Here is a 23,041-nt window from a genome sequence, read left to right as displayed (position 1 = left end):
GACAGACTCAGGACGCACCGCGCTCTCACCCGGCAAACAGGGCTCAAGCGACGAGTGTGCAGGCACGTCCGCGGTTCGCGAATACGATTAATCCGAAAAGCGATTTTTTAGCGTGAATTAGCTAAATGGCATAGGGCGACTAAGACGTGAAACAGCCAAATGTCTTAATCGGAATGCGGACGACTAAGTGGTCTTAGTCGAATACTGAAAGTCGCCGAGAACCGGCGTTGGAACAATACGAGCCAGTCGATGCTGGCTCGCATCTCCTCACGACCGCGCAGCGGAGAGCGATGCGCGACGAAGCTCAGATCTTTTCGAACAGCACGTCTTGCGCGCCTTCCCACAGCACCTTGACGCCGACTTCGCGCAGCTTCTCCTTGCCTTCGACGATAGTCAGGAAATGGTTGCCCGCAAGTTGTCCCATCTTGCTCGCGAAGCAGCACGAACCATAGGCGATCAGGATCTCCGTTTCGCTATAGCCGCCCGGATAAAACAGAATGTCGCCGACCGACGGATGGCTCGTGTGATTTTCGAAGCCAACCGCCGCGCCGTCGTTCTCCAGCTTGAACTCGCCGAGCGGCACCCAGCAGCCTTCGCCGCTCCAGCGCACGTGAATGATCTTCTGGCGGTACGGCAGCAGCTTCAGGAAGGCGCTCACGGTTTGCGGCGCGTCGGGGTTGGTTTCGGCGATAAAGACATGGCCGCAGGAGGTGATTCGAAGTCGGGTCATCGCTAGGTATCCGGTATGACGGTGAATGATGGACAAGGTGGTCGGTCAGATGCGGTCGGCCAGACGCGGTCGGCCAGACGCGGTCTGCGAGACGTGGCTCAGGCCAGGCCCTGGGCTGGTCATTCTGTCGTGCCGTGCAAGGGTTCAACAGATACAGTTCGCATCGGGCCGGTCAGGCCAGTTCGACCGCATGCCGCGAGGCGCCCATCAACGCTCGTTCGACTACGCGCAACATCACCATGCCAGGTCCAGGCAGTGTTGCGCCACGAAAGTTCGTAGTTTGCAAGCCGCGCAATGCACAGCACACTTCGAAAGGTGCGTGATTCCTACAGACGGCTTCCGGCCTCGCTTGGCTCTTGCCTTGCGTGGCCGCGCTGGCCGCCAAACCAAAGCGCGAATGAAAGGCGCAGCGCCGCCATGCATCGGAGGGCACCGCTCGCAGTGTCGGGCAAAGCGGGCGCCGTCCATCACCGGCTGTTGCCAAGACCCCGCCTGCAGCTGAACTGGCCATTTTTGCTGGCCGGTTACTGGTCTGTTGTTGGCCGGTTTATCGGTCACTCGCTGCGTGCGTGCCGCCGCGCAGTCCGCGAATCAGCCGCGCAACCGGTAGGCAAGCGGCGTCACGCCGTAGTCACGCTTGAACTGCACGGAGAAATGACTGGCATTCTCGTAACCAACCGCAAGTCCGATCTGCAGCACGGTCTGATCGGTGGAAAGCAGCAGCCTCGCCGCTTCCTCCAGCCGCAAGCGGGTCACGTATTGATGCGGCGTTTCGCCAGTCTCGCGGCGGAACACGCGGGCAAAGTGGAAGCTGCTTAGACCAGCCTGCGCGGCCAGCTCGCCGATTGAAAGATCGGCACCCAGGTTCGCGCGAATGTAATCGGTTACACGCCGGATGCGACGCGGCACCAGCCGTTCAGGTTGCGCCGGCTGTGTCGTCCCTGCTTGCCGGCCGTGCGAATAATGTTGAAGAAGATGCGCGGCGAGCGCATGAACCAGCGCATCGACATAAAGGCGCGAGTCGGCTGGGTCGCCGGCGGCGCGGTGCAATGCAGAAAGCATCGCGGCCACCAGCGGATCATGGAACTGCATCGCGCCGTCGAGCGACAGTTCGCGGCATGTTGCGCCGAGCTCCATCTGATCTGCCACGCTGTCGATCAGACTGCGCTCGATATGTAAATGGACGGTCGACAGCGGCTCATCGCTGATCGAACGCCAGCGCCAGGAAATCGGCGCGGGCGGCACGTACCAGACGTCGCCCACTCGCAGCTCGGCGCTTTCCCAGCGCCCGTTCAGATTGCGCTCAAGATGCTCGGCGCCGCTCGCCAGCGTCATCAGCGTAAGGTCCTGCAGGCCGGGCGCTTCCAGCAGTTCCTGCTCGTCCGGCTCGAGATAGGAGCGCAACACCAGGTGACGCCACGGGCGATCCACGCTCGACACCAGTTTCTGGCCCGCCATGTAGCGGTCGTAGGCAAGCGTCGTTGTCAGCTTTGGAATTCGTGTCTTCACGTCCATTCCCAAGGAGGTGCCGTATGCAAATGAGAGAACCCTGTCGAACCCGCGTCGCCGGTCGGCTGTCAGCGCAAGATCTCAAAAATGATAGCAAGGAACCGGCTACCGTAATTTCTGGAAATAGCTAATCATTCAGGTTGTCGTCTTTCACGCGTTTCAAACGCCGGAGCTACCGTTTCATGGAACACGAATGCGATACGCTGCCGCATTGGCTGACCGGTTCGCCGCAGGGCGAAGCGGGCCATGCGTCGGCAGCATACAACCCAGCGGTCACCGCACAACCGGCCTACCCGGCCGGCATGCGGCAGGCCGCGAAGTCAGCCCACGCGGCTGAAGCATCGATCGTATCTGGCCGCGCGGCTACAGGCGCGGCATCGGCGGGTTTCCTCACGCTCTTCACCGAGGAGGAGATCGGCACGCCCGCGCCGGCCGCGCGCCGCGCGCCGGTCATCAGTCCGCTGGTACGTTTTGGCAGTGCGCAGGACCGCATCGAATTCGTGCGGCAACGCATCAGGCAGTTGGGCTTCAACTCGTTCAGCTATACGGCCACGCGCACGTCCGCGCATCGCAAGACCATGTTTGTGCTGACGAGCTACGAGTCGCAGAGCTGGCTTACGCGCTATTTCCGCGAGCGTTATTTCGAGCTGGATCCGCGTGTGGCGCTCGCGTCGCCGACCGGCATGCCGTTCCTCTGGAATACGGTCGACATGCGCGCCGATCTGCCGCGCGCGCAAATGCGCAGCGAGCGGCTCGGCAGCCTGATCGACATGCTGGAGGCGACCGGTCGCAAAAGCGGCATTCTCACGCAGATGCCGCTGCCCGAGCCGGACCTGAGCGCGAGCCTGTGCTTCAACTCGGAGATCGGCAACCCGCGCTGGATGACCGAATCGATCGTGGCCGAAACGTTGATGTTCGCGCACACGATCCATGAGTTCATCTGGACGCACGCGAAGAGCGTGATCGGCATGACGCCCGCGCAGCAACACCGCGTGACGTTGAGCGAGTTGCAGCACGCGGTGCTCAAGGCGGTGGTTCAAGGGCAGCGCGACAAGGAAATCGCATATTTCCTCGGGCTCTCGCCGCACAATGTCGACTATCACTTGCGGCGCTTGCGGCAATTGTTCAACGTGCGCAACCGCGTGCAGTTGATCAACGTCGCGAAGGCTTACGTGTCGTAGACGTTCAACCCCAGCCAGGCGCACGCAACGGCGTGGCGGCAACTGCCGCCACGCCGTTTTTCATATGCAGCGCGCAGCTCAGCTCTTTAACCGGTAACCCGTCTTGAAGATCCACGCGACAATCGCGAGAAACACGGCCAGAAAGAGCGCCGTCATGCCGAGGCTGATCTCGATGTTCACATCCGCGAGACCGTAGAAGCTCCAGCGGAATCCGCTCACGAGATAAACAATCGGATTGAACAGCGTCACCACCTTCCAGAACGGCGGCAGCATGTTGACCGCGTAGAAGCTTCCGCCGAGGAACGTGAGCGGCGTGATGATCAGCAGCGGCACCAGTTGCAGCTTCTCGAAACTGTCCGCCCAGATGCCGATGATGAACCCGAGCAAACTGAACGTGACCGCGGTCAGCACGAGAAACAGGATCATCCAGAACGGATGCTGGACTTGCAGCGGCACGAAAAGGCCCGCGGTGGCGAGAATGATGAGGCCTAGCAGGATCGACTTGGTGGCGGCCGCGCCCACATAGCTCACGACAATCTCCAGGTACGAGACCGGCGCCGACAACAACTCGTAGATCGTGCCGGTGAAGCGCGGAAAGTAGATGCCGAACGACGCGTTCGAAATGCTCTGCGACAGCAGCGACAACATGATCAGCCCCGGCACGATGAACGCGCCGTAGCTGATGCCGTCCACTTCCTTGATGCGCGAGCCGATGGCCGCGCCGAACACGACAAAGTAAAGCGACGTGGAGATCACCGGCGCGATGATGCTCTGCATCAGCGTGCGCCAGGTGCGCGCCATTTCGAACTTGTAGATTGCGCGAATCGCATAGATGTTCATTGGTTACCTCGGAGCAGACTCACGAAGATGTCTTCAAGCGAACTCTGCGTGGTATGCAGATCCTTGAAACGGATGCTGGCGTCGTCGAGCGCCTTCAGCAGCGCAATGATGTCGGTGCGACCGCCGTCGCCTTCATAGGTGTAGATCAGCTCGTTGCCGCCCTTTGCGACATCAAGCCCGTAGCCGGCGAGCGACGACGGCAACGCGTCGAGCGGACTCTCTAGCTGCAGCGTCAACTGCTTCTTGCCGAGCTTGCGCATGAGTTCGGTCTTCTCTTCGACCAGCATGATCTCGCCGCCGTTGATCACGCCGATGCGGTCCGCCATTTCCTCCGCTTCGTCGATGTAATGCGTGGTCAGAATGATCGTCACGCCGCTTGCCGCGAGCGAGCGCACCAGTTTCCACATGTCGCGGCGCAATTCGACGTCCACGCCCGCCGTGGGTTCGTCGAGAAACAGCACGCGCGGTTCATGCGACAGCGCCTTCGCGATCAGCACGCGGCGCTTCATGCCGCCCGACAGCGTGATGATCTTGCTATTGCGCTTTTCCCACAGCGACAGGTCGCGCAGCACTTTCTCGATATAGGCGGGATTTTTCGGCTTGCCGAACAGGCCGCGGCTGAATGAGACGGTGGCCCAGACGGTTTCGAAGGAGTCGGTGGTGAGTTCCTGCGGCACGAGGCCGATCAACGAGCGCGCGCCGCGATAGTCGGCGCCGATGTCGCGGCCGTCCACCGTCACGCTGCCTTCGCTCGCGTTGACAATGCCGCAGATGATGCTGATGAGCGTGGTCTTGCCCGCTCCGTTGGGGCCCAGCAGGGCAAAGATTTCTCCGCGGTTGATTCCGAGGTTGATGTTTTTCAGCGCCTGAAAACCGCTGGCATAGGTTTTCGACAGATTCGTGACTGAGACGATTGGCTGCATGGATTCGACGATGGCAGACACCGTTGCAAAAGTGGATGAAATGACGCGCAAGCGCGACCGCACCCGCAATGTAATTGAAACCGCGAAAGCCTGCAGCGCAGAGAATCGAAGCCTACGGAAAGTCGCGTACTGCCGTCTCGAGGTCCCCGCCGTTCGCTGCGGCGCAAAATAGTTCGGTTTCCGTAGCGATATGGCGTGAGTGGCTGTCGCCGCGCCGCGCAACCAATAGCGCCGGCGGATGTGCGGCAGGCGTCGTCCCGGGAACGCGCCATGCTCGATTATCGCCGTGCTACTGCACCCGTGCGCCTCGCGTCGGCACCCAAGGCACAGTGCTTGCGGCAGTCCGTTCATGTGAGTGCGAGGCGCTCGCGTGAGATCAATCGACTCTATGGAGATGAACCATGAAACGCCTTACCAAGACGATTTTTGCTTCAGCGCTCGTAATGGCACTCTCGGGCGGAGCCTATGCGCAAGCCGGCGGCGGTGCTGGCGGTGGCGCGGGTGGTGGCGCGGCCGCCGGTGCGGGCGGCTCGGGCGGCAGTAACGGAGTGGGCGCTGGTGGCGGCACGACAGGTGGCGCGGGCGGCACCGCAACCCCTGGCATGGGCCCCGGCACGATGAAGCACCCCGGCGATTCCGGCTATGGCTCACCCGGCGTGACCGGCACCGGCGGCGGCATGGGCACGGGCACCGGTGCGTCGCCGGACAGCGCGACCACGAAGCGCCCGAACAACGGCATGAGCAACGGTACCCGCAGCGGTACGAGCGGCACCAACGGGACCACGCAGAACGGGCAGTAAGTGAAGGCCCGCGCTCAAGCCTCAAGTCTCGAGCCTCAAGTCTCAAGCAGCAGTCAAACCTTGAGGCTGTGAGAGCGCCTGGAAAGACGGACGGCGGCGCCGCATGACGGCGTCGCCGTCCTTTTGTTTTCTCAGCGCGCTGTGTTGCAGACAGAACCCGCCACGTCGATGGTGGATTTTGCAACGGCTCCAATGTAAAGAAGACCCGCTCGCCGTCACGGCTCGGTACAGACGAAGCTCGCCGCGAGATTCACATTGCCCTTGCCCGTATAGCGCGGAAACAGCGGATAGCGGCACAACGGGCGCGAGCGTCCGTTGGTTGCCGCGGCGATGTCGGTGGCGATCAGCGTTTCCGGCGACGCGCCGCGCGTCACCCAGTTATCGAGTGCGCCAAGCAGATCGACCGACGGCACGAATGCGCCGCTGCCATGCTGAAAACCCGGCACCATGTACAGGCGCATGAAACGATTGACCTCGTCGACACCATATCGGGCGACGAGCGCCTGCCGGTAAGCAATCGTCTGATTCGGGCTGATGACTTCGTCCGCGAGACCTTGCAGCGTAATGAGCTTGCCGCCGCGCGCGATGTAGCGCCCAACGTCCGTGTTCATCGCGCCGATGGTCTGCGAAAGCGCGATCAACTGCGCGCGGAATTTGCCGGGATGCAGCGGGTCGAAGCGCAGCGAGTCGAAGTCCGCATCGCGCGCAACGAAATAGCGCACATAACCGTCGCCTTGCGCGAACAGGTAACCGTTGGCGAAAAACTTGGGCTGTGCAAGCCGTTGCGCCTGATGCCCGAGGCCGAGCGAACCGCTCAGCTGTGTGCCCTGAAAAACGTTGTAACCGCGATAACCGCTGACGTCCCAAGCGAGCTTATAAGGCAACGACAAGCCGTCGCGCAGCACCATCAACGTGGCGAGTTGCGGTTCGGTGAGGCATTCGTCGCGTGACTCCTGGCGTGAATCGTCGCCTGACATTGCGCGCCCCGCGCAACGCAACGATTCGACGATCTCCGCTTCATGCTCGCGACAGGCGGCGACGTCGCTCACAATGCCGTCCGCCACGCCGTCGAGCCCATCGCATACGGCGAGCGCTCGGTGATACACGTGCTGCAGCAGCAGCGGCGGGACGAAGCCGCCCGGCGTCGCATATTCCGCCTGCCCCACTTTCACGCCGATGAGCCGCACGCCCGAAAAATTGAGCGCGGGCGAATTGGCGATCACGCCGTCGTAGTCGTCGGGAAAGCGCTGCATGACTGTGTAGCCTTCGCGGCCGCCGGTCGAGCCGCCAGCGAAATACATACGCTGCGGCGGCCGGCCATAAGCGCGCGCGATCAGTGCGAGCGCTGCGTCGTGCGTCTTCTTCAGATGCGCATAGCCGAAGTTGGTCACGGCTTCGTCAACGAGGCCGAACACCGCAAGCGATGAATCGCCCACATGTCCCGAATCGTCGCCGAAGGTCGCATAGCCTTGTGCAAGCGGCGCGCGATCCGGTGAAAACGGCATCACGCCAGTGCCGCTCACCACCACGCCGTTATATCCGCCGCCGCCGACCTGCAGCGCACGGCCGTTCCAGTGGCGCGGCAGATTCAGGTCGAAGCGGATGTCAGGCGTGGTCGGCTTGAGCGCCTTGATGCGCCCCGTGATGCGGCAGTATTCGCCGCCTTGCTGATTGCCGGGCGCGGTGGCGCTGACCATCGACGCGCTTTCAATCTGCGCGCCCGCTGTGGGCAAGGCGATGAGTTCAGGCGGCAACACTGCGCCGGCAAATTCGGCGCAACGCATGGAAAGCGGCGCTTCTCTCTGCGCGCCGAGTGCCGTCTGCGCGGCTGGCCCGAACCATGTCATGGCGAGCGTCGGGGCGACTGCGAGAGCGCGCACGCGCCAGGCCCGCGCAATCAACATGCGGCGCGAGTGCGCCATCATCCGCAACGCGCTCCGCTCGCAGCCGCGCGCAACTGCTGTCCTCGCCATCCGTGCCAGGCGCGCGCGAGCATCAGCAACGCACCAATCGCGACGAAGTCGCCGGCCAGACCGATAAGCACGCCGCCCACGCCATGGAACGTGTGCGGCATGGCCGTATCCACGATCAGCGACACCAGCGTGCCGCCGACAAAACACACGAGCCCCGTGCGGCCCACAGTAACGACGGCCGACAGGCGCTGTGCGAGCCGCGCGATGCTGCCCACGCGCACGAGTCGCGCCGCGAGCCAGGCTATGACGATGAAGTTGATCACACGGTCCACGGATAGATTCTGTTTGAGGGTGCCGGGCAAAGGCTGCGTCAGCACGAAAAGCTTAACGGCGGCAAACGCGAGCGCAGCAGCGATAGCAACCCGCGTGAACCAGCGAGCCGTATCGCCTGCATGAAAGCGCTCGGTGATCGGCGCGAGCCGGCACACGATACCAAGCACGAACATCAATTGCCATGCAAACGGATTAAAAGCCCAGTGGCCCACGTCGTCAATGTTGAATAGCACGGCGAGCGGCCGCGCGAGGCACCATATGGCCGTGCTCAGCGCCAGTGCCGCCGCGCGCGAGCGCAAGGCGAGCGGCACCACGGCGGGCACGAGCAGCGCGTAGAACATGTACATCGGCAACACGCTCGATAAATACGGCTGCCGGCGCAGCACCGCGATGTCCAATACCTGACGCAGCGGCTCGGCCGCAAACGGCGACCAGCCTGTGAGTTCGACCATCGCGTGATTCAGGTGCAGGAGCGCGAGCGCTCCGCCGGACAAGAGCGTGAGCAGCGCGGTCAGCAGATACGCCCGGTAAATCTCCCAGCAGCGCCGCATGAAGCGCAGCTTCGCGGCCTTTTCGCCGCGCGCCGTCATGACCGCCGTATAGGCCGCCGCCGACGCATAGCCGCCAAGGAACACGAATACTTCCGCGGAATCGCACAGCGCATACGCGTGCAGCATCAAATGGGAAAGCGTACTGCCGGGCATGTGATCCAGCACGATGACGATCAGCACGACTCCGCGAAAGAAGTCCACTTCGACGGAGCGTCCGCGGCGAATGTCCATTCGTGTTCTCGCAGGAAAATTATCGAGCAACGCGCCACCATATAACGTTTCGGCAAACGCCGTGCGATGACGTCACTGGCGCTGACAGGCAGCCTGTCGTCCACGGCAATTCGCTGGCAATCTGAAATCCCGCTGTCGGCATGCGGTAATCGCGATGGCGGGCGCATTCGATTCACGGCAAGTTTTGCGGCTTTGACGCGCTCTCGCGAATGCACCCGGTAAATGCCGCCGAAAAAAATCCGCAAAGCGCGGTATGCGATTTTTTTCGCTTTTTTTCATCGTACGATGAATTCATGCATGACCGTCGGAGCTCGTGCATCGCACGCGAACAAGGCTCCGCACGGCGGCCACTCATGTGGACCGGACACGCTCGCACATCGACCCGAATTCGGTGCGCGCGTTGAGCGTCATTGCGACGCCTTCCCTTTGCCGCCGCCGGTTTTTCGCACCGGTTGCACGGCGGGCCGTGTCATTCACGCGGCACCGGTCCTTCCACTACCGACCCGAACGGTTGCGTCCGCGCACCGCCCTCGCATTGGAAGACACTCACATGAACAACAGGATTGCCGGCTTCGACGGACTGCGCGCCATTGCCGTCCTCATGGTCTTTCTTCAACACCGGCTATTCGGCGACATCGGCGAAATAGGTCATCTCGGCGTGTGGATCTTCTTTGCGCTGAGCGGCTTTCTGATTACCGGCATTCTGTCGATGCAACGGCTGCGGATCGAGCAAAGCGGCAGCAGCTTCGTCGCCGAGCTCAAGCGCTTCCTGTTTCGCCGCACGCTGCGCATTTTCCCGATCTATTACCTGATGCTGACCGTCATGTCGGTGCTCATGCTATTCGGCCTGGCGAGTCCCGAGCTCGCGAGCGGCATGCCGTTCCACTTCGCTTATCTGTCGAACTTCTGGATAGGCTCGGTGCTGCATTACTGGCCGGGACGCTACTCGCACTTGTGGAGTCTCGCCATCGAAGAACAGTTCTATCTTATGTTTGCGCCGCTGCTGTTGCTGCTTGCCGCGCGGCGGCATTTCGCCGTGTGCGCGTTGATGGTCGCAGTGGGACTTGTTTCGCTGTGGCTCATGCGCGCCGCGCATTGGCGGGAAATCACCGTCTACACGCATCCGTTGAGCAACTTCTGGTTGTTGGCGCTAGGCGGAATCGGCGGGCTGGTCGTCGTCCGTCACGCAGGCCGCGCGCGCGCCTGGCTCGGGCATGGCGCGACGCTGTTTGCGCTCAGCCTTTGTCTCGTGTTTTTTTGCGCGAGCGAGCCGGCGTGGAGCGATGTGCAAGATCCGCTGCTCTTCACCTGTATCGACGCCGCCTATGGCGTGTGCATCGCGGCGCTGGTGTGTTCGATTGCGTGCTGCCGCAATGCGGCCGTCATGGGCCTGCTCGAGGCGCGCTGGCTCGCGGGACTCGGACGCATCAGCTACGGCTTCTATCTGTACCACAACCTCATTCCCGACCTGATGCGCAATCATCGCGCACAGGCGCTATTCGGCGGTGTAGTGCCGCTATGGGCACATGCGGTGGGGATCGCGGCGTCGTTCGCCCTCTCGCTCGGGCTCGCGCTGCTGTCGTGGCGAATGATCGAGGAACCAGTTCTGCGGTTGAAGACGAGGCGCACGCCCGAGGGCGACGCGAATCCGGCATCGACGCAAAAGGCTGGGTTTGCATCAGCGCAGGCGCATAAGGAACCCGGCTCACGCGCGTTGACGGATGAGGGCGCTGCTTCGGATGCTGCCTGATCCTGGCGACGTAGCCTGATTCGCTCGCGGTTGCCGGCATGGCACACGCATTGCTGACTGATTGACACACCTGTCACCACTGGAGACGCGCCGTGGCCACTCAGCCGAACAACCCGAACGAGCACGACCAGGACCCGGATGAAACGGCAGACCCAGGCGGCCCGCCCACTGAAGTCTCGAAGCCTGTCGGCGATGCAATTCCGACACCGGTCGAACCGGGGCTCGATCAGCCCCTGCCGGAAAAAGGGACAACCCCGCCAGCCGACGACGACGAGGCAAAGCGCGAGCCGTTGGGAGAAACAGAGACGCCTCCGGGCGTTCCTCCCCCTGGCCCCTCTGACTTTGCGTAGCGCAGGTTTTGAAGAGGCGCGCTGCGATCGCGGCCGCTCTTCGATCCCGACCTTACGCAGCCTCTGGCTCGGACTCCTGCTCATGCACGATCTTCAGCGTGCTCTTGTGTTCCTTGATCAGCCGATACACCGTCTCACCCGGCACGGTTTCCTGTTCGAGCAGTTCATCGGCGATAGCGCGCAACACCGGCTCATACGCATGCAGCAGGTTGTAGCACTGCTCGTTCAGTTCCTTGAGCAGCACATTCGCCTGTTCGATCGCGCTCTTCATCTGAAGACCCGCGTATTGCGAAGGCAAGGCGGCGAGGCTAAACAGATTGCCCTCGCTGTTAAAGCCAAACTTCGACACCATGTCGAGGCTGATGCGCGACGCTTCCTGCAAATCCGACGCCGCGCCGCTCGATGCTTCGGAGAACGCAAGAATTTCCGCGTTGCGGCCGCCGAGCAGCACCTTGACCTCGTTGCGAATCTCGGTCTCGCGATACAGATGCTTGTCCTGCGCCTTGGTGATAAGCGCGACGCCGAGCGCGCCGCCTCGCGGCAGAATCGTGACCTCTTCGAGCACACCGGTGCCGAGCAGCGCGGCAACCAGACCATGCCCCGCTTCATGCACCGCGATGCGCGTGCGTTCGTCCTCGCTCAATGCGCGTTCCGCGCCGCTCACGTCGCCAATACGCGCGATCTTGATCGCCTCGATGAAATGCTTGGCCGCGATTTCCGTGTCGCCGGCCTTGCGCGCGACAAGCCCCGCCTGATTCACGACCATCGCGACCGTCGCGGGCGACAGGCCCGTGGTCAGTCGCGCGAGCTGATCGTAGTCGATGTCCGCGGCTTTGGCTTTCAGCTTCTCCGCATAGAAGCGGAAGATTTTCGCGCGATCTTCGCGATCCGGCAGACGAACCTGCACCGTGCGGTCGAAACGGCCCGGGCGGCGCAATGCTTCGTCCAGATTGTCCGGATGGTTCGTGGCCGCGACGATGATCACGCCTTCATTCGAAGCAAAGCCGTCCATTTCCGCGAGCAGCTGATTGATGATGCGGTTGCTCTCGGCTTCGACAGGACCGCCACCCGTGTCGGTACGTTTCGCGAGACCGTCTGCTTCGTCGATGAAGATCACCGTCGGTGCGTTCTTGCGCGCCATTTCGAACAGATGCTTGACCTTCTGGATGCCGACGCCGTAATACTTCGCGCTGAAATAGCTACCGGTGATAGAGATGAAGTTCGCGCCGCATTCGCCGGCGAGCGCCTGCGCAAGCCTCGTCTTGCCGACACCTGGACCGCCCACCATCAGGATGCCGCATGGCGCGCGCACGCCCATCGACGTGAACTGCTTCGGGTTCGACAGATAGCCGCGGATGTCCGCGAGCGCAGCCTTCGCTTCGCCGGCGCCGATTACGTCGTCGAAACGCAGCGTGGGCGCCTTGCTGAGCAGCGTCGCTCCGCCGCGCATCTCGCGGCGCATGAACCACACCATGCCGCCGATCAGCAGCAACGGCAAAAGCAGGCTGATCACGTCGCGCGTCTGGTCGAACACCTGAAGCCAGCGCGAGCCGCCTGTGCGGATGTCCGCATCGGGTAGCCATACCAGTTGATACGAAGCCGCCTCGCCGGACCTGGTTTCGCCGAGCAGAAGCGCATGCGAGAAGGTCGCATTGTGGTCGGTAACGAAGTATCGCGAACCGTCGCGCTTCGACACGAGAATCGCGTTGGGACTGACGCCGATCGCGGCGACCTTTGCTTCCTGAATATCGCGCAGCATCTGCGATGCGTCTTTCTCTTCACGCGTCCAGGGGGACGTATCGTGACGCATCTGATTGGCGACGCCGGTCAGGGCGGGAGCGAGTTGCGCCGCGCGCTGCTGGTGATGCCAGAAACTGAATGCAAGTACCAATGCAATGAGCACCACCCCAGCCGCAATGGCGATTTTCCGCGCCCGCGTTTTCCCAAGCGAATTCTTTCCCGGCTTCATGAGTCACTTCCAAAAACGGGCTCAAGCGAGCCCCAAAACATGTCGAATCAGAGGATGAACGGTTGGGAGAGGAATCGGCTATTGCGATGCCATGCCTGCACGGAAGAAAGGACACCCAACCATGCGTCCCTTTTAAACCCAGTGGCGTAGAGCCAGTATGCCCTGCGGCTGCTTCTTCCAAATCGCAGAAAAGGCCTGTTTCTACCGCCTATCCCGCCGTTTGGAAGGCGAAATATAAGGGCGCGAGCGGCGCATGAGATGCGGTAGAAAACTGCTCCGCCGCACAGTGTAGCAGCGGAAAAAAGGCCGTGTATTCTGTAGACCTATCATTTGGACCGAGCCCTACTTTCTGGCGGGCGTTGTTGAGTTCTGCTCCGGGGCTTTCAGTGCGCGCGCCTATCGCGGGGGCGGGCCGATGTTTGCGTTGGCGGGTTCGCGGGTTCGCGGGTTGGCGCATTGGCGCATTGGCGCATTCGCGCCTTGGCGCATTGGCGCGTTGCCGGGTGCGGGTTCTGGCCAATATGCGAAGGCGGCCTGGAGGATTTGTTACGCTTCACTATTTGGCGAGCCTCTCCGCGACAGCCAGCGCTGTTGCGCGCGATTCACACTCCGCACTTCACGACTCATGCTTCGATTCGAAAACCTCAGCAAGCGTTATGGCGACCGCGTCGTCTTCACCGGACTAAACCACGATTCCACAGCCGGCTGCATTGCGCTCAACGACGAGTCGGGCACCGGTAAATCCACCCTGCTCGCCATTCTCGCCGGCGCTCTCACAGCCGATACAGGCGACGTGTGGATCGGCGGACACTCGTTGAACGCGGCACCCGCCGCGGCGAAATCACTGCTGACCTATGTCCCGGAAGATTGCATGCCTTCGCCCGATTGCGCCGGCCGCGACTATCTGCAGCGCGTGGCGGCCGCGCGCAACGCCACCGTGAGCGACGCGACGCTGGCGCTCGCGGATCGCTTCGGGCTCACGCCGCATCTGGAAAAACGCTTCGAGCAGATGTCGTTCGGCACGCGCAAGAAGTTTTTTCTGACCTCCGCGGTGCTCGGCGAAACGCGCGTGCTGATCGCGGATGAGCCCGTGGGCGGACTCGATGCCGCCGCGCGCGCCGTGCTGGTCGATCTCTTCACGACGCTCGGACAAACTCGCACGGTATTCTTCTCGAGCTACGACGAAGCCTTCACCGAAGCATGCGCGGCTGCACGCATCAGCTTCGCGGACCTCGCACAGCGCGGCTGAATGCCCGCGCGCGCGAGGCAAGCGCTGCCACGCGTGACGCTCAAATCGACACGCAAATCTTGCCGAAGTGAGCGCCCGACGCCTCATGCCGGAACGCGTCTGCGAGCCGCGCGAGTTCGAACGTGCTGTCGATCACCGGCTTGATGCCGGTCGCCTCGAGCGCGCGAACCATCTCGCGCTGGTCCTGCCGGCTACCGACAATCAGGCCTTGCAGCCGCTGTTGCCGCGCCATCAGCGCGGCGGTCGGCACCGGTCCGGCGCGTCCCGTCAGCACACCGATCAGTGCAATATGGCCGCCGATCCGGCAAGCCGTGATCGACTGCGGCAAGGTCCCCGGGCCGCCCACCTCGATCACGTGATCGACGCCGCGCCCGCCCGTCAGCGAGCGCACCGCCTTGCCCCATTCGGGATTGTGGCGGTAGTTGATCGTATGAGCGGCGCCGAGCGCGCGCAGCTTCTCGAGCTTTGCATCCGATGAAGACGTGGCGATCACCGTCGCGCCCATCGCCCTGGCAAGCTGCAAGCCGAACACCGACACGCCGCCGGTACCGAGCACGAGCACCGTGGCGCCCGCTTTCAACTGACCGTCCACCACAAGTGCCCGCCAGGCCGTAAGTCCTGCCGTGGTGAGCGTCGCGGCCTCGGCGTGGCTGTAGCCTTGCGGCGCATGCGTGAAATAATGGCTTGGCAGCACGACGACTTCGCGCGCATAGCCGTCGACGCCGTCGCCGGGTGTGGTTTTGAAGTCGCCGACGGCGGGCGGACCGTTCTCCCACAACGGAAAAAAGCAGGAGACCACGTGATCGCCCGCCTTGAATCCGTCGACGCCTTCGCCGACCGCCTCGACCACGCCTGCGCCGTCGGCCATTGGAATGCGTCCCGCCTCGGCGGGCAGCACGCCGCTCACGACGCCGTAGTCATGAAAGTTCAACGAACTCGCGTGAATGCGAACCCGCAGTTGGCCCGCGCCTGGCTCCCCAGGATCGCGGATATCGACCACTTGTAGAGAGTCGACGCTGGCGGGCGATCCGATCTTGACGGCTTTCATGTCGCGGCTCCTTTGTGGAATTGCGCGGGCGCTGGACGTGCGCGCTCGTTAGAGAATATCGCAGCCATGCTGCGGGCGTCGGCGAGCGGTGCGTTGCGAACTTCACCCTCGCGTCGCCCCCGCGCCTAGCCCCTGCGCGACGCTGAGTCATCTAGCGCACAAAGGAGCCGTACATTCCCTTCAGTTCGTAGCGCTGCCTCAATTCCGCCGCCACACGTTCGATCACCTCCGCCCAATCGCCCCGCTGCACTTGCGTGAAGATGCGCACGCCCGGATACCACGGACTGTCATCGCGATCGCGCAGCCAGCGCCAGCAACCCGCGAATCGATTGAGCAGCCAGACTGGCTTGCCCATGGCTGCGGCGAGATGCGCGACCGACGTGTCGACCGAAATCACCAGATCGAGGTTGTCGATAATCGCGGCGGTATCCGCGAAGTCCGCGACGTCGTCCATCCAGTCGGTGAGATGAGGCTTCGTCGCGGCGCTCGGGCGCTTCGCGAGGTCGTCGGCCTTCTGCAAGCTGATCCAGCGAACAGCCGACAACGCGAACAACGGCGCGAGTTGTGCCGACGTCAGACTGCGCGCGCGATCTTCGATCAGACCGGAGTGACCGCCGGCCCACACCACGCCGACGCGCGGCAAGTCCGGCTGAGGCAGCGCCTCCAGTCTTGCGCGCCAACTGGCCGAGCGCTGCGGGTCCGCGTGCAGATACGGCGCGGCAGGAATGTTGTCGAGGCGCGTGCCGAAGGCGAGCGGCAGCGACATCAACGGGCATTGCCAGTCCCATTTGCCGATGTTGGGCATGACGTCGTCGAGCATTACGAGGCCTGGCCAGCGGGCGCACAAGGACTCCTCGTAAAGCCGCCGCAACGGCGGCGGGCAGATATAGCCCACCCGGGCAAAGCGTTCGAGCGCGAGCGGCAGATAACGCACGAATTGCAGACTGTCGCCGTGGCCCTGCTCCGGCAGCACCAGCAAACGCGCGCCACCCGCCGTCAAACCATGCGCGCCGCCCACCAGGTCGGGACGCTCGCCCTTCCATTGCGGCAACGGGATCTGCGGCGCGTCCTGGGCGGGTTGCCCGTTCGCATCGACGAAATTGGCCCAGCGGTCCTCGAAGTACGGCCATGCCTCCTCATAGCGACCGGCCGCGAGCAGCACCTGGCCGAGGCTCGCGCGCGCACCGCGATTCGCGGGGTCGAGCGCAATGGCTTGCCTGATATGCTGCTCCGCTTCCCTCAACCAGCCGAGCTCTTTCACGACGACGCCGAGGTTCGCGTGCGCCTGCGCATAGTCGGGCTTCAGTTCGATCAACCGCCGATAGACGGACGCGGCCTCGTCCGCACGCCCTTGCAGTTGCAGCGCCACGCCCAGATAGTAGTGAAGCGAGAGCGACTCCGGCTGATGCGCGAGCCCCGCCCTCGCGGTTTGCACGATGCTCGCGAACATGCGCAGCTTGATCTTGATCAGGCACAGCATGTCGAAGAACGGCGGCTGCGGCTCGACCTCGATGGCGCGCTCGATCCAGCGCTGTGCCAACGGCAACTGGTCCAACGCGAGCGCCACCAGTCCGCGCGCATACAGCGCGCCAGCGTGAGCGCAGTCATGCACAATGATTCGATCCAGAAGTGCCTGCGCCGTGTCGAGCCGCCCAGTGACGCGCGCCTCCTGCGCCTCGTCGAACCACAGCGAGATAATTTCAGGTGACACCGGGGTTAGGCTTTGCATGATCGCAAGAATGAGTCTGCGTTGATGAACCGTGGAGGTCTTGACGGGCGCAGGCCGCGAACGCCGCCTTGCGCTGTGAGCCGCGTCGCATTATCGATCTGGCGTGCGACTGCTTGTGTAGGACCGTTCCCAAACGCGGGCGCAGATTGGCGTCAGCAATAAACGTAAAACGCCTCGATACAGACTTGACCTTACCCCCATGGGAAGGTCCAAGATCGTCTTGAGATTCATCTCAGGAGAATGGAAATGGAAACGGAATTTGCAGTTCAGGATATGTCGTGCGGCGGCTGCGCCAACTCCATCGCTCGCGCGGTCGCCGGTCTCGATCCGGCTGCGGCGGTTCACATCGACGTGGCGACGAAGATCGTCAAGATCACGTCGACGCTGCCGGCCCCGCGGTTGATCGAAGCCATCGAAGCGGCAGGATTTCATCCGTCAGTGCGAAACTGACGCCCCCGCTCTCGTCTGAGAGAGCTTTCAAACGGAAATCGACTATGAAAAAACCTCGCTCGTTGCGTGCCCTCTGTTCGTTTGCCTGCTTGACATGTGCCGTCGCGGCCATGCCTGTTCATGCACAACACACAGCGTCCATGCCCGGCATGGACATGTCGACCTCAACGGATGCCGGCTCGAGCGGCTCGACGCCCGCATTCAAGGCCGCCGACGACAAGATGATGAAAGACATGAGCGCGCCGGCCTACACCGGTGACGCCGACAAGGATTTCGTCGCGCACATGATCCCGCACCACCAGGGCGCGATCGAGATGGCGCAAGTGGAACTCAAGTACGGCAAGGACCCCGAGTTGAAGCGCCTTGCCAGGAACATCATCAAGGCGCAACACGACGAAATCGGCTTCATGCAGCGCTGGCAGGCCAAGCACGGCGCGAAGTAGGTTTGCCGGCGCAGGTGAACGGGCTCAGTGCTCCAGGGGCGCCTGCAGGCTCGAGCCGCCCGGGCCTGTCATTTGCGCGGCGGCCCTATTCGCGGCCTCCTGCAGGAGGCGCGCCGCGCGGCTTGCCGTAATGCGCTTGCTGGCGACTCCTTTTGCATCGAGCGCGATCACCTGGAACAGTTCGCGATCACACGCGAGTTCCCGCCGATACTGCTCGCCAGTGCTCGCAATCAGTTCGAGCGTGGTCTGCAGCCGGTGGCGCTCTTCGCTCGTGACGGCAGGATTCCTACATATCGTGGACGCGAGCGTAACCAGCGTATCCAGTTTGCTCATCTGCCGATCGCAGAGATGAAAAGCCGATAGGGCGAGCTTTTCGTACTGGAGAGCGTCGACAGGCGGGCGAGAATCGGCTTGCGGCCGCAGTTTTTTCCTACTCATTGTGCGATCTCTCTAAGACTTCAGTGGGTCGCCCGCACCCCGGAGTTGATGAACGGCGCGGTTACGATCGCAGACGGTCAAACCCGTTCATCGAGCGTGTCTCAATGCGCTGATGATTATAGCGAGTACCGCAGTGTCGGCAGTCAACTGGGCGGGCTAAATGGGCGCGGACTGTGCGCGTGAAGTCGCGATGACGCCCGGTTTTCACGGCGCTTTCGCTATGCAAAGCTGTCAAGGAATGCGCTGGCTTCACAGCGCCGATCAGGACGCCCCATTTACATCGGCATCCTGATCGTTGAGAGAAAGAGAGAAAGAGAGAGAGAATGAGAGAGAGGGCCGCGGCGCGCCTATGGCAAGCGCTACCGCACAAAGCAAAGCACCAGCCACTCCACTAGCCCGCGACACCCCTAACCCACCCCTCCATCAAAACGCGCGCACTGCGGCTCATCACCGCCTTTTTCACCACCCACTCGCCACCCACGCGCGCCGCCTCCGCCCCGACTCGCAGCGTGCCCGACGGATGTCCGAACCTCACGGCCTCGCGATCGCCGCCGCCGGCCGCCAGGTTGACCAGCGTCCCCGGAATCGCTGCCGCCGTGCCGATGGCCACCGCCGCGGTGCCCATCATCGCGTGATGCAGCTTGCCCATCGACATTGCTCGCACAAGCAAATCCACGTCGCCGGCATTAATCCGCTTGCCGCTCGACGACACATAATCAGCCGGCCCGGCAACGAACGCGATCTTCGGCGTGTGCTGGCGCGTCGCGATCTCGTCGAGATGTCTGATCAGCCCCATGCGCAGCGCGCCATGCGCGCGGATCGTCTCGAACTTCGCGAGCGCTTTTTCGTCGCTATTGATGGCGTCCTGCAACTCCGTGCCCGTATAGCCGATGGCTTGCGCATTGACGAAGATCGTCGGAATGCCCGCGTTGATCATCGTCGCCTTCAGCGTGCCGACGCCGGGCACCTCCAGATCGTCGACGAGATTGCCCGTCGGAAACATCGAGCCGCCCGCGCCCTCTTCGTCCGCGGCCGGGTCCATGAATTCGAGCTGCACTTCCGCCGCCGGAAAAGTCACGCCGTCGAGTTCGAAGTCGCCCGTTTCCTGCACCGCGCCGTCCGTCATCGGCACGTGCGCAACGATCGTCTTGCCGATGTTCGCCTGCCAGATACGCACGATCGCCACGCCGTCGCGCGGAATGCGGCTCGCGTCGACCAGACCCGCGCTGATCGCGAACGGCCCGACCGCCGCGGACAGATTGCCGCAGTTGCCGCTCCAGTCGACGAACGGCTTGTCGATCGAAACCTGCCCGAACAGGTAATCCACGTCGTGATCGGGCCGGCTGCTTTTGTCGACGATCACCGTCTTGCTCGTGCTCGACGTCGCGCCGCCCATGCCATCTATCTGCTTGCCATACGGATCGGGGCTGCCGATCACGCGCAGCAGCAGCGCGTCGCGCGCGGCGCCCGGCATTTGCGCCGCGTCGGGCAGATCCTGCAAGCGGAAGAACACGCCTTTGCTCGTGCCGCCACGCATGTAAGTGGCGGGAATTCTGATCTGCGGTTTGTGCGCCATGAAAGAGTGTCCTGAAACTGAATGGTGATCAAGCCGCCGCCTTCGACGACTCCAGAAAGTCCTGTGCAAAGCGCTGCAATACGCCACCGGCTTCGTAGATCGAAACCTCCTCGGCCGTATCCAGCCGGCAGGTGACCGGCACCTCGACACGCTCGCCGTTCGTGCGATGAATCACCAGCGTCAGGTCAGCGCGCGGTTTGCGTTCGCCGATCACGTCGAAGGTCTCGGTGCCGTCTATCGCCAGCGTCAAACGGTTCACGCCCGGCTTGAACTCCAGAGGCAGCACACCCATGCCGACCAGGTTCGTGCGGTGAATGCGCTCGAATCCTTCGGCGACAATCGCTTCGGTGCCCGCAAGGCGCACGCCCTTCGCGGCCCAGTCACGCGACGAGCCCTGGCCGTAGTCCGCGCCCGCAATAACGATCAGCGGCTGCTTGCGCTCCATATAGGTTTCGATCGCTTCCCACATGCGCGTGATCTTGCCCTCGGGCTCGATGCGCGCGAGCGAACCGGCTTTGATCTTGCCGTCTTCGACCACCATCTCGTTCTTCAAGGTCGGATTCGCAAACGTCGCGCGCTGCGCTGTGAGGTGATCGCCGCGATGCGTCGCGTAGGAATTGAAGTCCTCTTCCGGCAAGCCCATTTTGGCGAGGTATTCGCCCGCCGCGCTGTCCAGCAAAATCGCGTTCGACGGCGACAGGTGATCCGTCGTGATGTTGTCGCCCAACACCGCGAGGGGGCGCATGCCTTTCAGCGTGCGTTCGCCCGCCAACGCGCCTTCCCAATATGGCGGACGGCGAATGTACGTGCTCATCGGCCGCCAGTCGTAGAGCGGGTCGGCTTTGTCTTCCGCGTCCACGGAAACCGCGAACATCGGCTCATACACTTTGCGGAACTGTTCGGGCTTCACGCTCGAAGCGACGATCGCGTCGATCTCTTCATCCGACGGCCAGATGTCCCTCAGCGTCACCGCGTTGCCTTCGGCGTCCACGCCGAGCACATCTTTTTCGATGTCGAAGCGAATCGTGCCCGCAATCGCATACGCCACCACCAGCGGCGGGGACGCCAGAAACGCCTGCTTCGCAAAAGGATGAATGCGGCCGTCGAAATTGCGGTTGCCGGACAGCACAGCCGTCGCGTACAGATCGCGCTCCACGATCTCTTTCTGAATGGCCGGATCCAGCGCGCCCGACATGCCGTTGCACGACGTGCACGCATAAGCGACCACGCCGAAGCCAAGCTGCTCGAGTTCGGGCAGCAAGCCGGCTTCTTCCAGATAGAGCGTGACGGCTTTCGACCCCGGCGCGAGCGATGTCTTCGCCCACGGCTTGCGCGTCAGTCCGCGCCGGTTCGCGTTGCGCGCGAGCAGGCCGGCGGCAATCATGTTGCGCGGATTGTTCGTGTTCGTGCAGCTCGTGATCGCCGCGATGATCACCGCGCCGTCCGGCATCAGGCCCGGATCGTTCTCCACCTTGCCGCTGATGCCGCGCGCCGCGAGCTCCGACACCGGCAAGCGCCGATGTGGATTCGACGGCCCGGCGAGCGTGCGCACCACCGTCGAGAGATCGAATCGAAGCACGCGCTCATATTCCGCGTGCTGGAGGCTGTCGGCCCACAAGCCGGTTTGCTTCGCATACGTGTCGACGAGCTTCACGAGCGCGTCGTCGCGGCCCGTCAGCTTCAGATATTTGATGGTCTGCTCGTCGATATAGAACATCGCGGCGGTCGCGCCGAATTCGGGCGCCATGTTGGCAATGGTCGCGCGGTCGCCGAGCGTGAGCTTCGCTGTGCCTTCGCCGAAAAACTCCAGATATGCGCCGACCACCTTCTCCTTGCGCAGAAACTCGGTGAGCGAGAGCACGACGTCGGTCGCGGTAATGCCTTCGGCGGGCTTGCCCGTCAACTCCACGCCGACAATGTCCGGCAGCCGCATATACGACGCGCGGCCCAACATCACGCTTTCCGCTTCGAGTCCGCCCACGCCGATTGCGATCACGCCGAGCGCGTCGACCATCGGCGTATGCGAGTCCGTGCCCACCAGCGTATCGGGAAACGCGACGCCGTCTTTCACCTGCACGACCGGGCTCATACGTTCGAGGTTGATCTGATGCAGGATGCCGTTGCCCGGCGGAATCACGTCGACGTTCCTGAACGCGCGCTTCGTCCAATTGATGAAATCGAAGCGGTCTTCGTTGCGACGGTCTTCGATTGCGCGGTTTTTTGCGAACGCGTCAGGATCGAAGCCGCCGCATTCCACCGCCAGCGAGTGATCGACCACAAGCTGCGTCGGCACGACCGGATTGACGAGCGCCGGGTCGCCGCCCTGCGCGGCAATCGCGTCGCGCAGACCCGCAAGATCGACGAGTGCGGTCTGGCCGAGAATGTCGTGGCACACGACGCGCGCTGGAAACCATGGAAAGTCCAGCTCGCGTTTGCGCTCGATCAGCTGTTTCAGCGACGCGACGAGCGTCACCGGATCGCAGCGTCGCACGAGGTTTTCGGCGAGCACGCGCGAGGTGTATGGCAGCTTGTCGTATGCGCCTGGCTGAATCGAGTCGACGGCGGCACGCGCGTCGAAGAAATCGAGTTCGGTGCCGGGAAGGCGTTTGCGGTAGGCAGTATTCATGGCTTGGCGACGATCGGTAATGGAGCGCAAACAAAGGCGGCGAAGCAGATCGAGCGCCCTCTTTGAAGCGGGGCGCGCGGAGGCATTCAGATGAGGCGTGTCAGTGTAGCGTAGCTCGCGGCTGTGAAAGCGCGGCCTCGGTTAGGGCCGTTTGGAACCCGGGCGAGGCACGCATCGCGCCCCGGTCGCGGGACGCAAATTGCCGCAAGACGGTCGAACTCAACCGCGTTTCGCAAGCGGCACGAACGGCAGATCGTCAGGTCCTGTGTAATTCGCGCTCGGCCGGATGATCTTGTTGTCGATGCGCTGCTCGATGATGTGCGCGCTCCAGCCCGCCGTGCGCGCAATCACGAAGAGCGGGGTGAACATCGCCGTCGGCACGCCCATCATGTGATACGACAC

General features: G+C 62.9%; 20 protein-coding genes. 7 read left to right on the top strand and 13 right to left on the bottom strand.

What is annotated here, in order from left to right; translation table 11 throughout:
• Positions 1-304: 304 nt before the first annotated feature.
• Entirely contained in the window at positions 305-730 is a 426-nt protein-coding gene (locus tag A3AC_RS0126640; protein ID WP_025602475.1) for a DUF3830 family protein, read from the bottom strand.
• A gap of 591 nt (positions 731-1,321) precedes the next feature.
• On the bottom strand, positions 1,322-2,245 hold the full coding sequence (locus A3AC_RS0126635) for an AraC family transcriptional regulator (protein ID WP_025602474.1): 924 nt from the start codon (positions 2,243-2,245) through the stop codon (positions 1,322-1,324).
• A gap of 176 nt (positions 2,246-2,421) precedes the next feature.
• On the opposite strand from A3AC_RS0126635, the gene A3AC_RS0126630 reads away from it, so the two are divergent.
• A complete protein-coding gene (locus A3AC_RS0126630; protein ID WP_025602473.1) occupies positions 2,422-3,420 on the top strand; it encodes a helix-turn-helix transcriptional regulator in 999 nt (332 codons plus the stop codon).
• A 78-nt stretch (positions 3,421-3,498) separates the two neighbouring features.
• Here A3AC_RS0126630 and A3AC_RS0126625 read toward each other — a convergent pair whose 3' ends face one another.
• A complete protein-coding gene (locus A3AC_RS0126625; RefSeq protein WP_025602472.1) occupies positions 3,499-4,260 on the bottom strand; it encodes an ABC transporter permease in 762 nt (253 codons plus the stop codon).
• Positions 4,257-5,183: an ABC transporter ATP-binding protein gene (locus A3AC_RS0126620; RefSeq protein ID WP_025602471.1), complete on the bottom strand. Its 927-nt coding sequence runs from the start codon at positions 5,181-5,183 to the stop codon at positions 4,257-4,259. The genes A3AC_RS0126625 and A3AC_RS0126620 overlap by 4 nt, the downstream gene beginning before the upstream one ends.
• A 401-nt stretch (positions 5,184-5,584) precedes the next feature.
• On the opposite strand from A3AC_RS0126620, the gene A3AC_RS0126615 reads away from it, so the two are divergent.
• Positions 5,585-5,983, top strand: a complete 399-nt coding sequence (locus A3AC_RS0126615) for a hypothetical protein (protein ID WP_025602470.1) — start codon at positions 5,585-5,587, stop codon at positions 5,981-5,983.
• 215 nt (positions 5,984-6,198) lie between these two features.
• Here A3AC_RS0126615 and A3AC_RS0126610 read toward each other — a convergent pair whose 3' ends face one another.
• A complete protein-coding gene (locus tag A3AC_RS0126610) occupies positions 6,199-7,908 on the bottom strand; it encodes a tannase/feruloyl esterase family alpha/beta hydrolase (protein ID WP_025602469.1) in 1,710 nt (569 codons plus the stop codon).
• Positions 7,905-9,011: an OpgC domain-containing protein gene (locus A3AC_RS0126605; RefSeq protein ID WP_025602468.1), complete on the bottom strand. Its 1,107-nt coding sequence runs from the start codon at positions 9,009-9,011 to the stop codon at positions 7,905-7,907. The genes A3AC_RS0126610 and A3AC_RS0126605 overlap by 4 nt, the downstream gene beginning before the upstream one ends.
• A gap of 550 nt (positions 9,012-9,561) precedes the next feature.
• Here A3AC_RS0126605 and A3AC_RS0126600 point away from each other — a divergent pair.
• Together A3AC_RS0126600 and A3AC_RS31130 are read left to right on the top strand one after the other, a co-directional pair.
• Positions 9,562-10,761, top strand: coding sequence for an acyltransferase family protein (locus A3AC_RS0126600; RefSeq protein ID WP_025602467.1), 1,200 nt, complete (start codon positions 9,562-9,564; stop codon positions 10,759-10,761).
• 92 nt (positions 10,762-10,853) lie between these two features.
• On the top strand, positions 10,854-11,111 hold the full coding sequence (locus tag A3AC_RS31130) for a hypothetical protein (protein ID WP_084515588.1): 258 nt from the start codon (positions 10,854-10,856) through the stop codon (positions 11,109-11,111).
• A 52-nt stretch (positions 11,112-11,163) separates the two neighbouring features.
• On the opposite strand, the gene A3AC_RS0126595 is transcribed toward A3AC_RS31130, so the two are convergent.
• Positions 11,164-13,080 (bottom strand): AAA family ATPase, encoded by a 1,917-nt coding sequence (locus A3AC_RS0126595; protein ID WP_025602466.1) that lies wholly within the window; start codon positions 13,078-13,080, stop codon positions 11,164-11,166.
• Between the two features lie 625 nt (positions 13,081-13,705).
• Between A3AC_RS0126595 and A3AC_RS0126590 the strand changes: the two genes are divergently transcribed.
• Positions 13,706-14,329, top strand: coding sequence for an ABC transporter ATP-binding protein (locus A3AC_RS0126590; protein WP_025602465.1), 624 nt, complete (start codon positions 13,706-13,708; stop codon positions 14,327-14,329).
• Positions 14,330-14,369: 40 nt separating this feature from the next.
• On the opposite strand, the gene A3AC_RS0126585 is transcribed toward A3AC_RS0126590, so the two are convergent.
• Both A3AC_RS0126585 and A3AC_RS0126580 read right to left on the bottom strand, forming a co-directional pair.
• Positions 14,370-15,377, bottom strand: coding sequence for a zinc-dependent alcohol dehydrogenase family protein (locus A3AC_RS0126585; protein ID WP_025602464.1), 1,008 nt, complete (start codon positions 15,375-15,377; stop codon positions 14,370-14,372).
• Positions 15,378-15,528: 151 nt separating this feature from the next.
• A complete protein-coding gene (locus A3AC_RS0126580; protein ID WP_025602463.1) occupies positions 15,529-17,106 on the bottom strand; it encodes a tetratricopeptide repeat protein in 1,578 nt (525 codons plus the stop codon).
• A 246-nt stretch (positions 17,107-17,352) separates the two neighbouring features.
• On the opposite strand from A3AC_RS0126580, the gene A3AC_RS0126575 reads away from it, so the two are divergent.
• On the top strand, positions 17,353-17,556 hold the full coding sequence (locus A3AC_RS0126575; protein ID WP_025602462.1) for a heavy-metal-associated domain-containing protein: 204 nt from the start codon (positions 17,353-17,355) through the stop codon (positions 17,554-17,556).
• A 44-nt stretch (positions 17,557-17,600) separates the two neighbouring features.
• Positions 17,601-17,999, top strand: a complete 399-nt coding sequence (gene copM / locus A3AC_RS0126570) for a CopM family metallochaperone (protein WP_025602461.1) — start codon at positions 17,601-17,603, stop codon at positions 17,997-17,999.
• Between the two features lie 24 nt (positions 18,000-18,023).
• On the opposite strand, the gene A3AC_RS0126565 is transcribed toward copM, so the two are convergent.
• From A3AC_RS0126565 to A3AC_RS29530, 4 genes are all read right to left on the bottom strand, one after another.
• On the bottom strand, positions 18,024-18,437 hold the full coding sequence (locus tag A3AC_RS0126565; protein ID WP_025602460.1) for a hypothetical protein: 414 nt from the start codon (positions 18,435-18,437) through the stop codon (positions 18,024-18,026).
• Positions 18,438-18,828: 391 nt separating this feature from the next.
• A complete protein-coding gene (gene prpF / locus A3AC_RS0126560; protein ID WP_025602459.1) occupies positions 18,829-20,013 on the bottom strand; it encodes a 2-methylaconitate cis-trans isomerase PrpF in 1,185 nt (394 codons plus the stop codon).
• A gap of 28 nt (positions 20,014-20,041) precedes the next feature.
• Positions 20,042-22,639, bottom strand: a complete 2,598-nt coding sequence (acnD, locus tag A3AC_RS0126555) for a Fe/S-dependent 2-methylisocitrate dehydratase AcnD (RefSeq protein ID WP_025602458.1) — start codon at positions 22,637-22,639, stop codon at positions 20,042-20,044.
• Between the two features lie 219 nt (positions 22,640-22,858).
• The coding region (locus A3AC_RS29530; RefSeq protein WP_332261497.1) for a citrate/2-methylcitrate synthase at positions 22,859-23,041 on the bottom strand (183 nt) is incomplete at its 5' end.

Source organism: Burkholderia sp. WSM2230, from assembly GCF_000472445.1.
Taxonomy (GTDB): Bacteria; Pseudomonadota; Gammaproteobacteria; order Burkholderiales; family Burkholderiaceae; genus Paraburkholderia.
This window is presented reverse-complemented; position numbering and strand designations above follow the sequence as displayed.

Bases quoted from the DNA above. Each gene is read 5' to 3' on its own strand.
- A3AC_RS0126640 (WP_025602475.1), bottom strand. From the start codon at position 730: ATGACCCGACTTCGAATCACCTCCTGCGGCCATGTCTTTATCGCCGAA.
- A3AC_RS0126635 (WP_025602474.1), bottom strand. From the start codon at position 2,245: ATGGACGTGAAGACACGAATTCCAAAGCTGACAACGACGCTTGCCTAC.
- A3AC_RS0126630 (WP_025602473.1), top strand. From the start codon at position 2,422: ATGGAACACGAATGCGATACGCTGCCGCATTGGCTGACCGGTTCGCCG.
- A3AC_RS0126625 (WP_025602472.1), bottom strand. From the start codon at position 4,260: ATGAACATCTATGCGATTCGCGCAATCTACAAGTTCGAAATGGCGCGC.
- A3AC_RS0126620 (WP_025602471.1), bottom strand. From the start codon at position 5,183: ATGCAGCCAATCGTCTCAGTCACGAATCTGTCGAAAACCTATGCCAGC.
- A3AC_RS0126615 (WP_025602470.1), top strand. From the start codon at position 5,585: ATGAAACGCCTTACCAAGACGATTTTTGCTTCAGCGCTCGTAATGGCA.
- A3AC_RS0126610 (WP_025602469.1), bottom strand. From the start codon at position 7,908: ATGATGGCGCACTCGCGCCGCATGTTGATTGCGCGGGCCTGGCGCGTG.
- A3AC_RS0126605 (WP_025602468.1), bottom strand. From the start codon at position 9,011: ATGGACATTCGCCGCGGACGCTCCGTCGAAGTGGACTTCTTTCGCGGA.
- A3AC_RS0126600 (WP_025602467.1), top strand. From the start codon at position 9,562: ATGAACAACAGGATTGCCGGCTTCGACGGACTGCGCGCCATTGCCGTC.
- A3AC_RS0126595 (WP_025602466.1), bottom strand. From the start codon at position 13,080: ATGAAGCCGGGAAAGAATTCGCTTGGGAAAACGCGGGCGCGGAAAATC.
- A3AC_RS0126590 (WP_025602465.1), top strand. From the start codon at position 13,706: ATGCTTCGATTCGAAAACCTCAGCAAGCGTTATGGCGACCGCGTCGTC.
- A3AC_RS0126585 (WP_025602464.1), bottom strand. From the start codon at position 15,377: ATGAAAGCCGTCAAGATCGGATCGCCCGCCAGCGTCGACTCTCTACAA.
- A3AC_RS0126580 (WP_025602463.1), bottom strand. From the start codon at position 17,106: ATGCAAAGCCTAACCCCGGTGTCACCTGAAATTATCTCGCTGTGGTTC.
- A3AC_RS0126575 (WP_025602462.1), top strand. From the start codon at position 17,353: ATGGAAACGGAATTTGCAGTTCAGGATATGTCGTGCGGCGGCTGCGCC.
- copM (WP_025602461.1), top strand. From the start codon at position 17,601: ATGAAAAAACCTCGCTCGTTGCGTGCCCTCTGTTCGTTTGCCTGCTTG.
- A3AC_RS0126565 (WP_025602460.1), bottom strand. From the start codon at position 18,437: ATGAGTAGGAAAAAACTGCGGCCGCAAGCCGATTCTCGCCCGCCTGTC.
- prpF (WP_025602459.1), bottom strand. From the start codon at position 20,013: ATGGCGCACAAACCGCAGATCAGAATTCCCGCCACTTACATGCGTGGC.
- acnD (WP_025602458.1), bottom strand. From the start codon at position 22,639: ATGAATACTGCCTACCGCAAACGCCTTCCCGGCACCGAACTCGATTTC.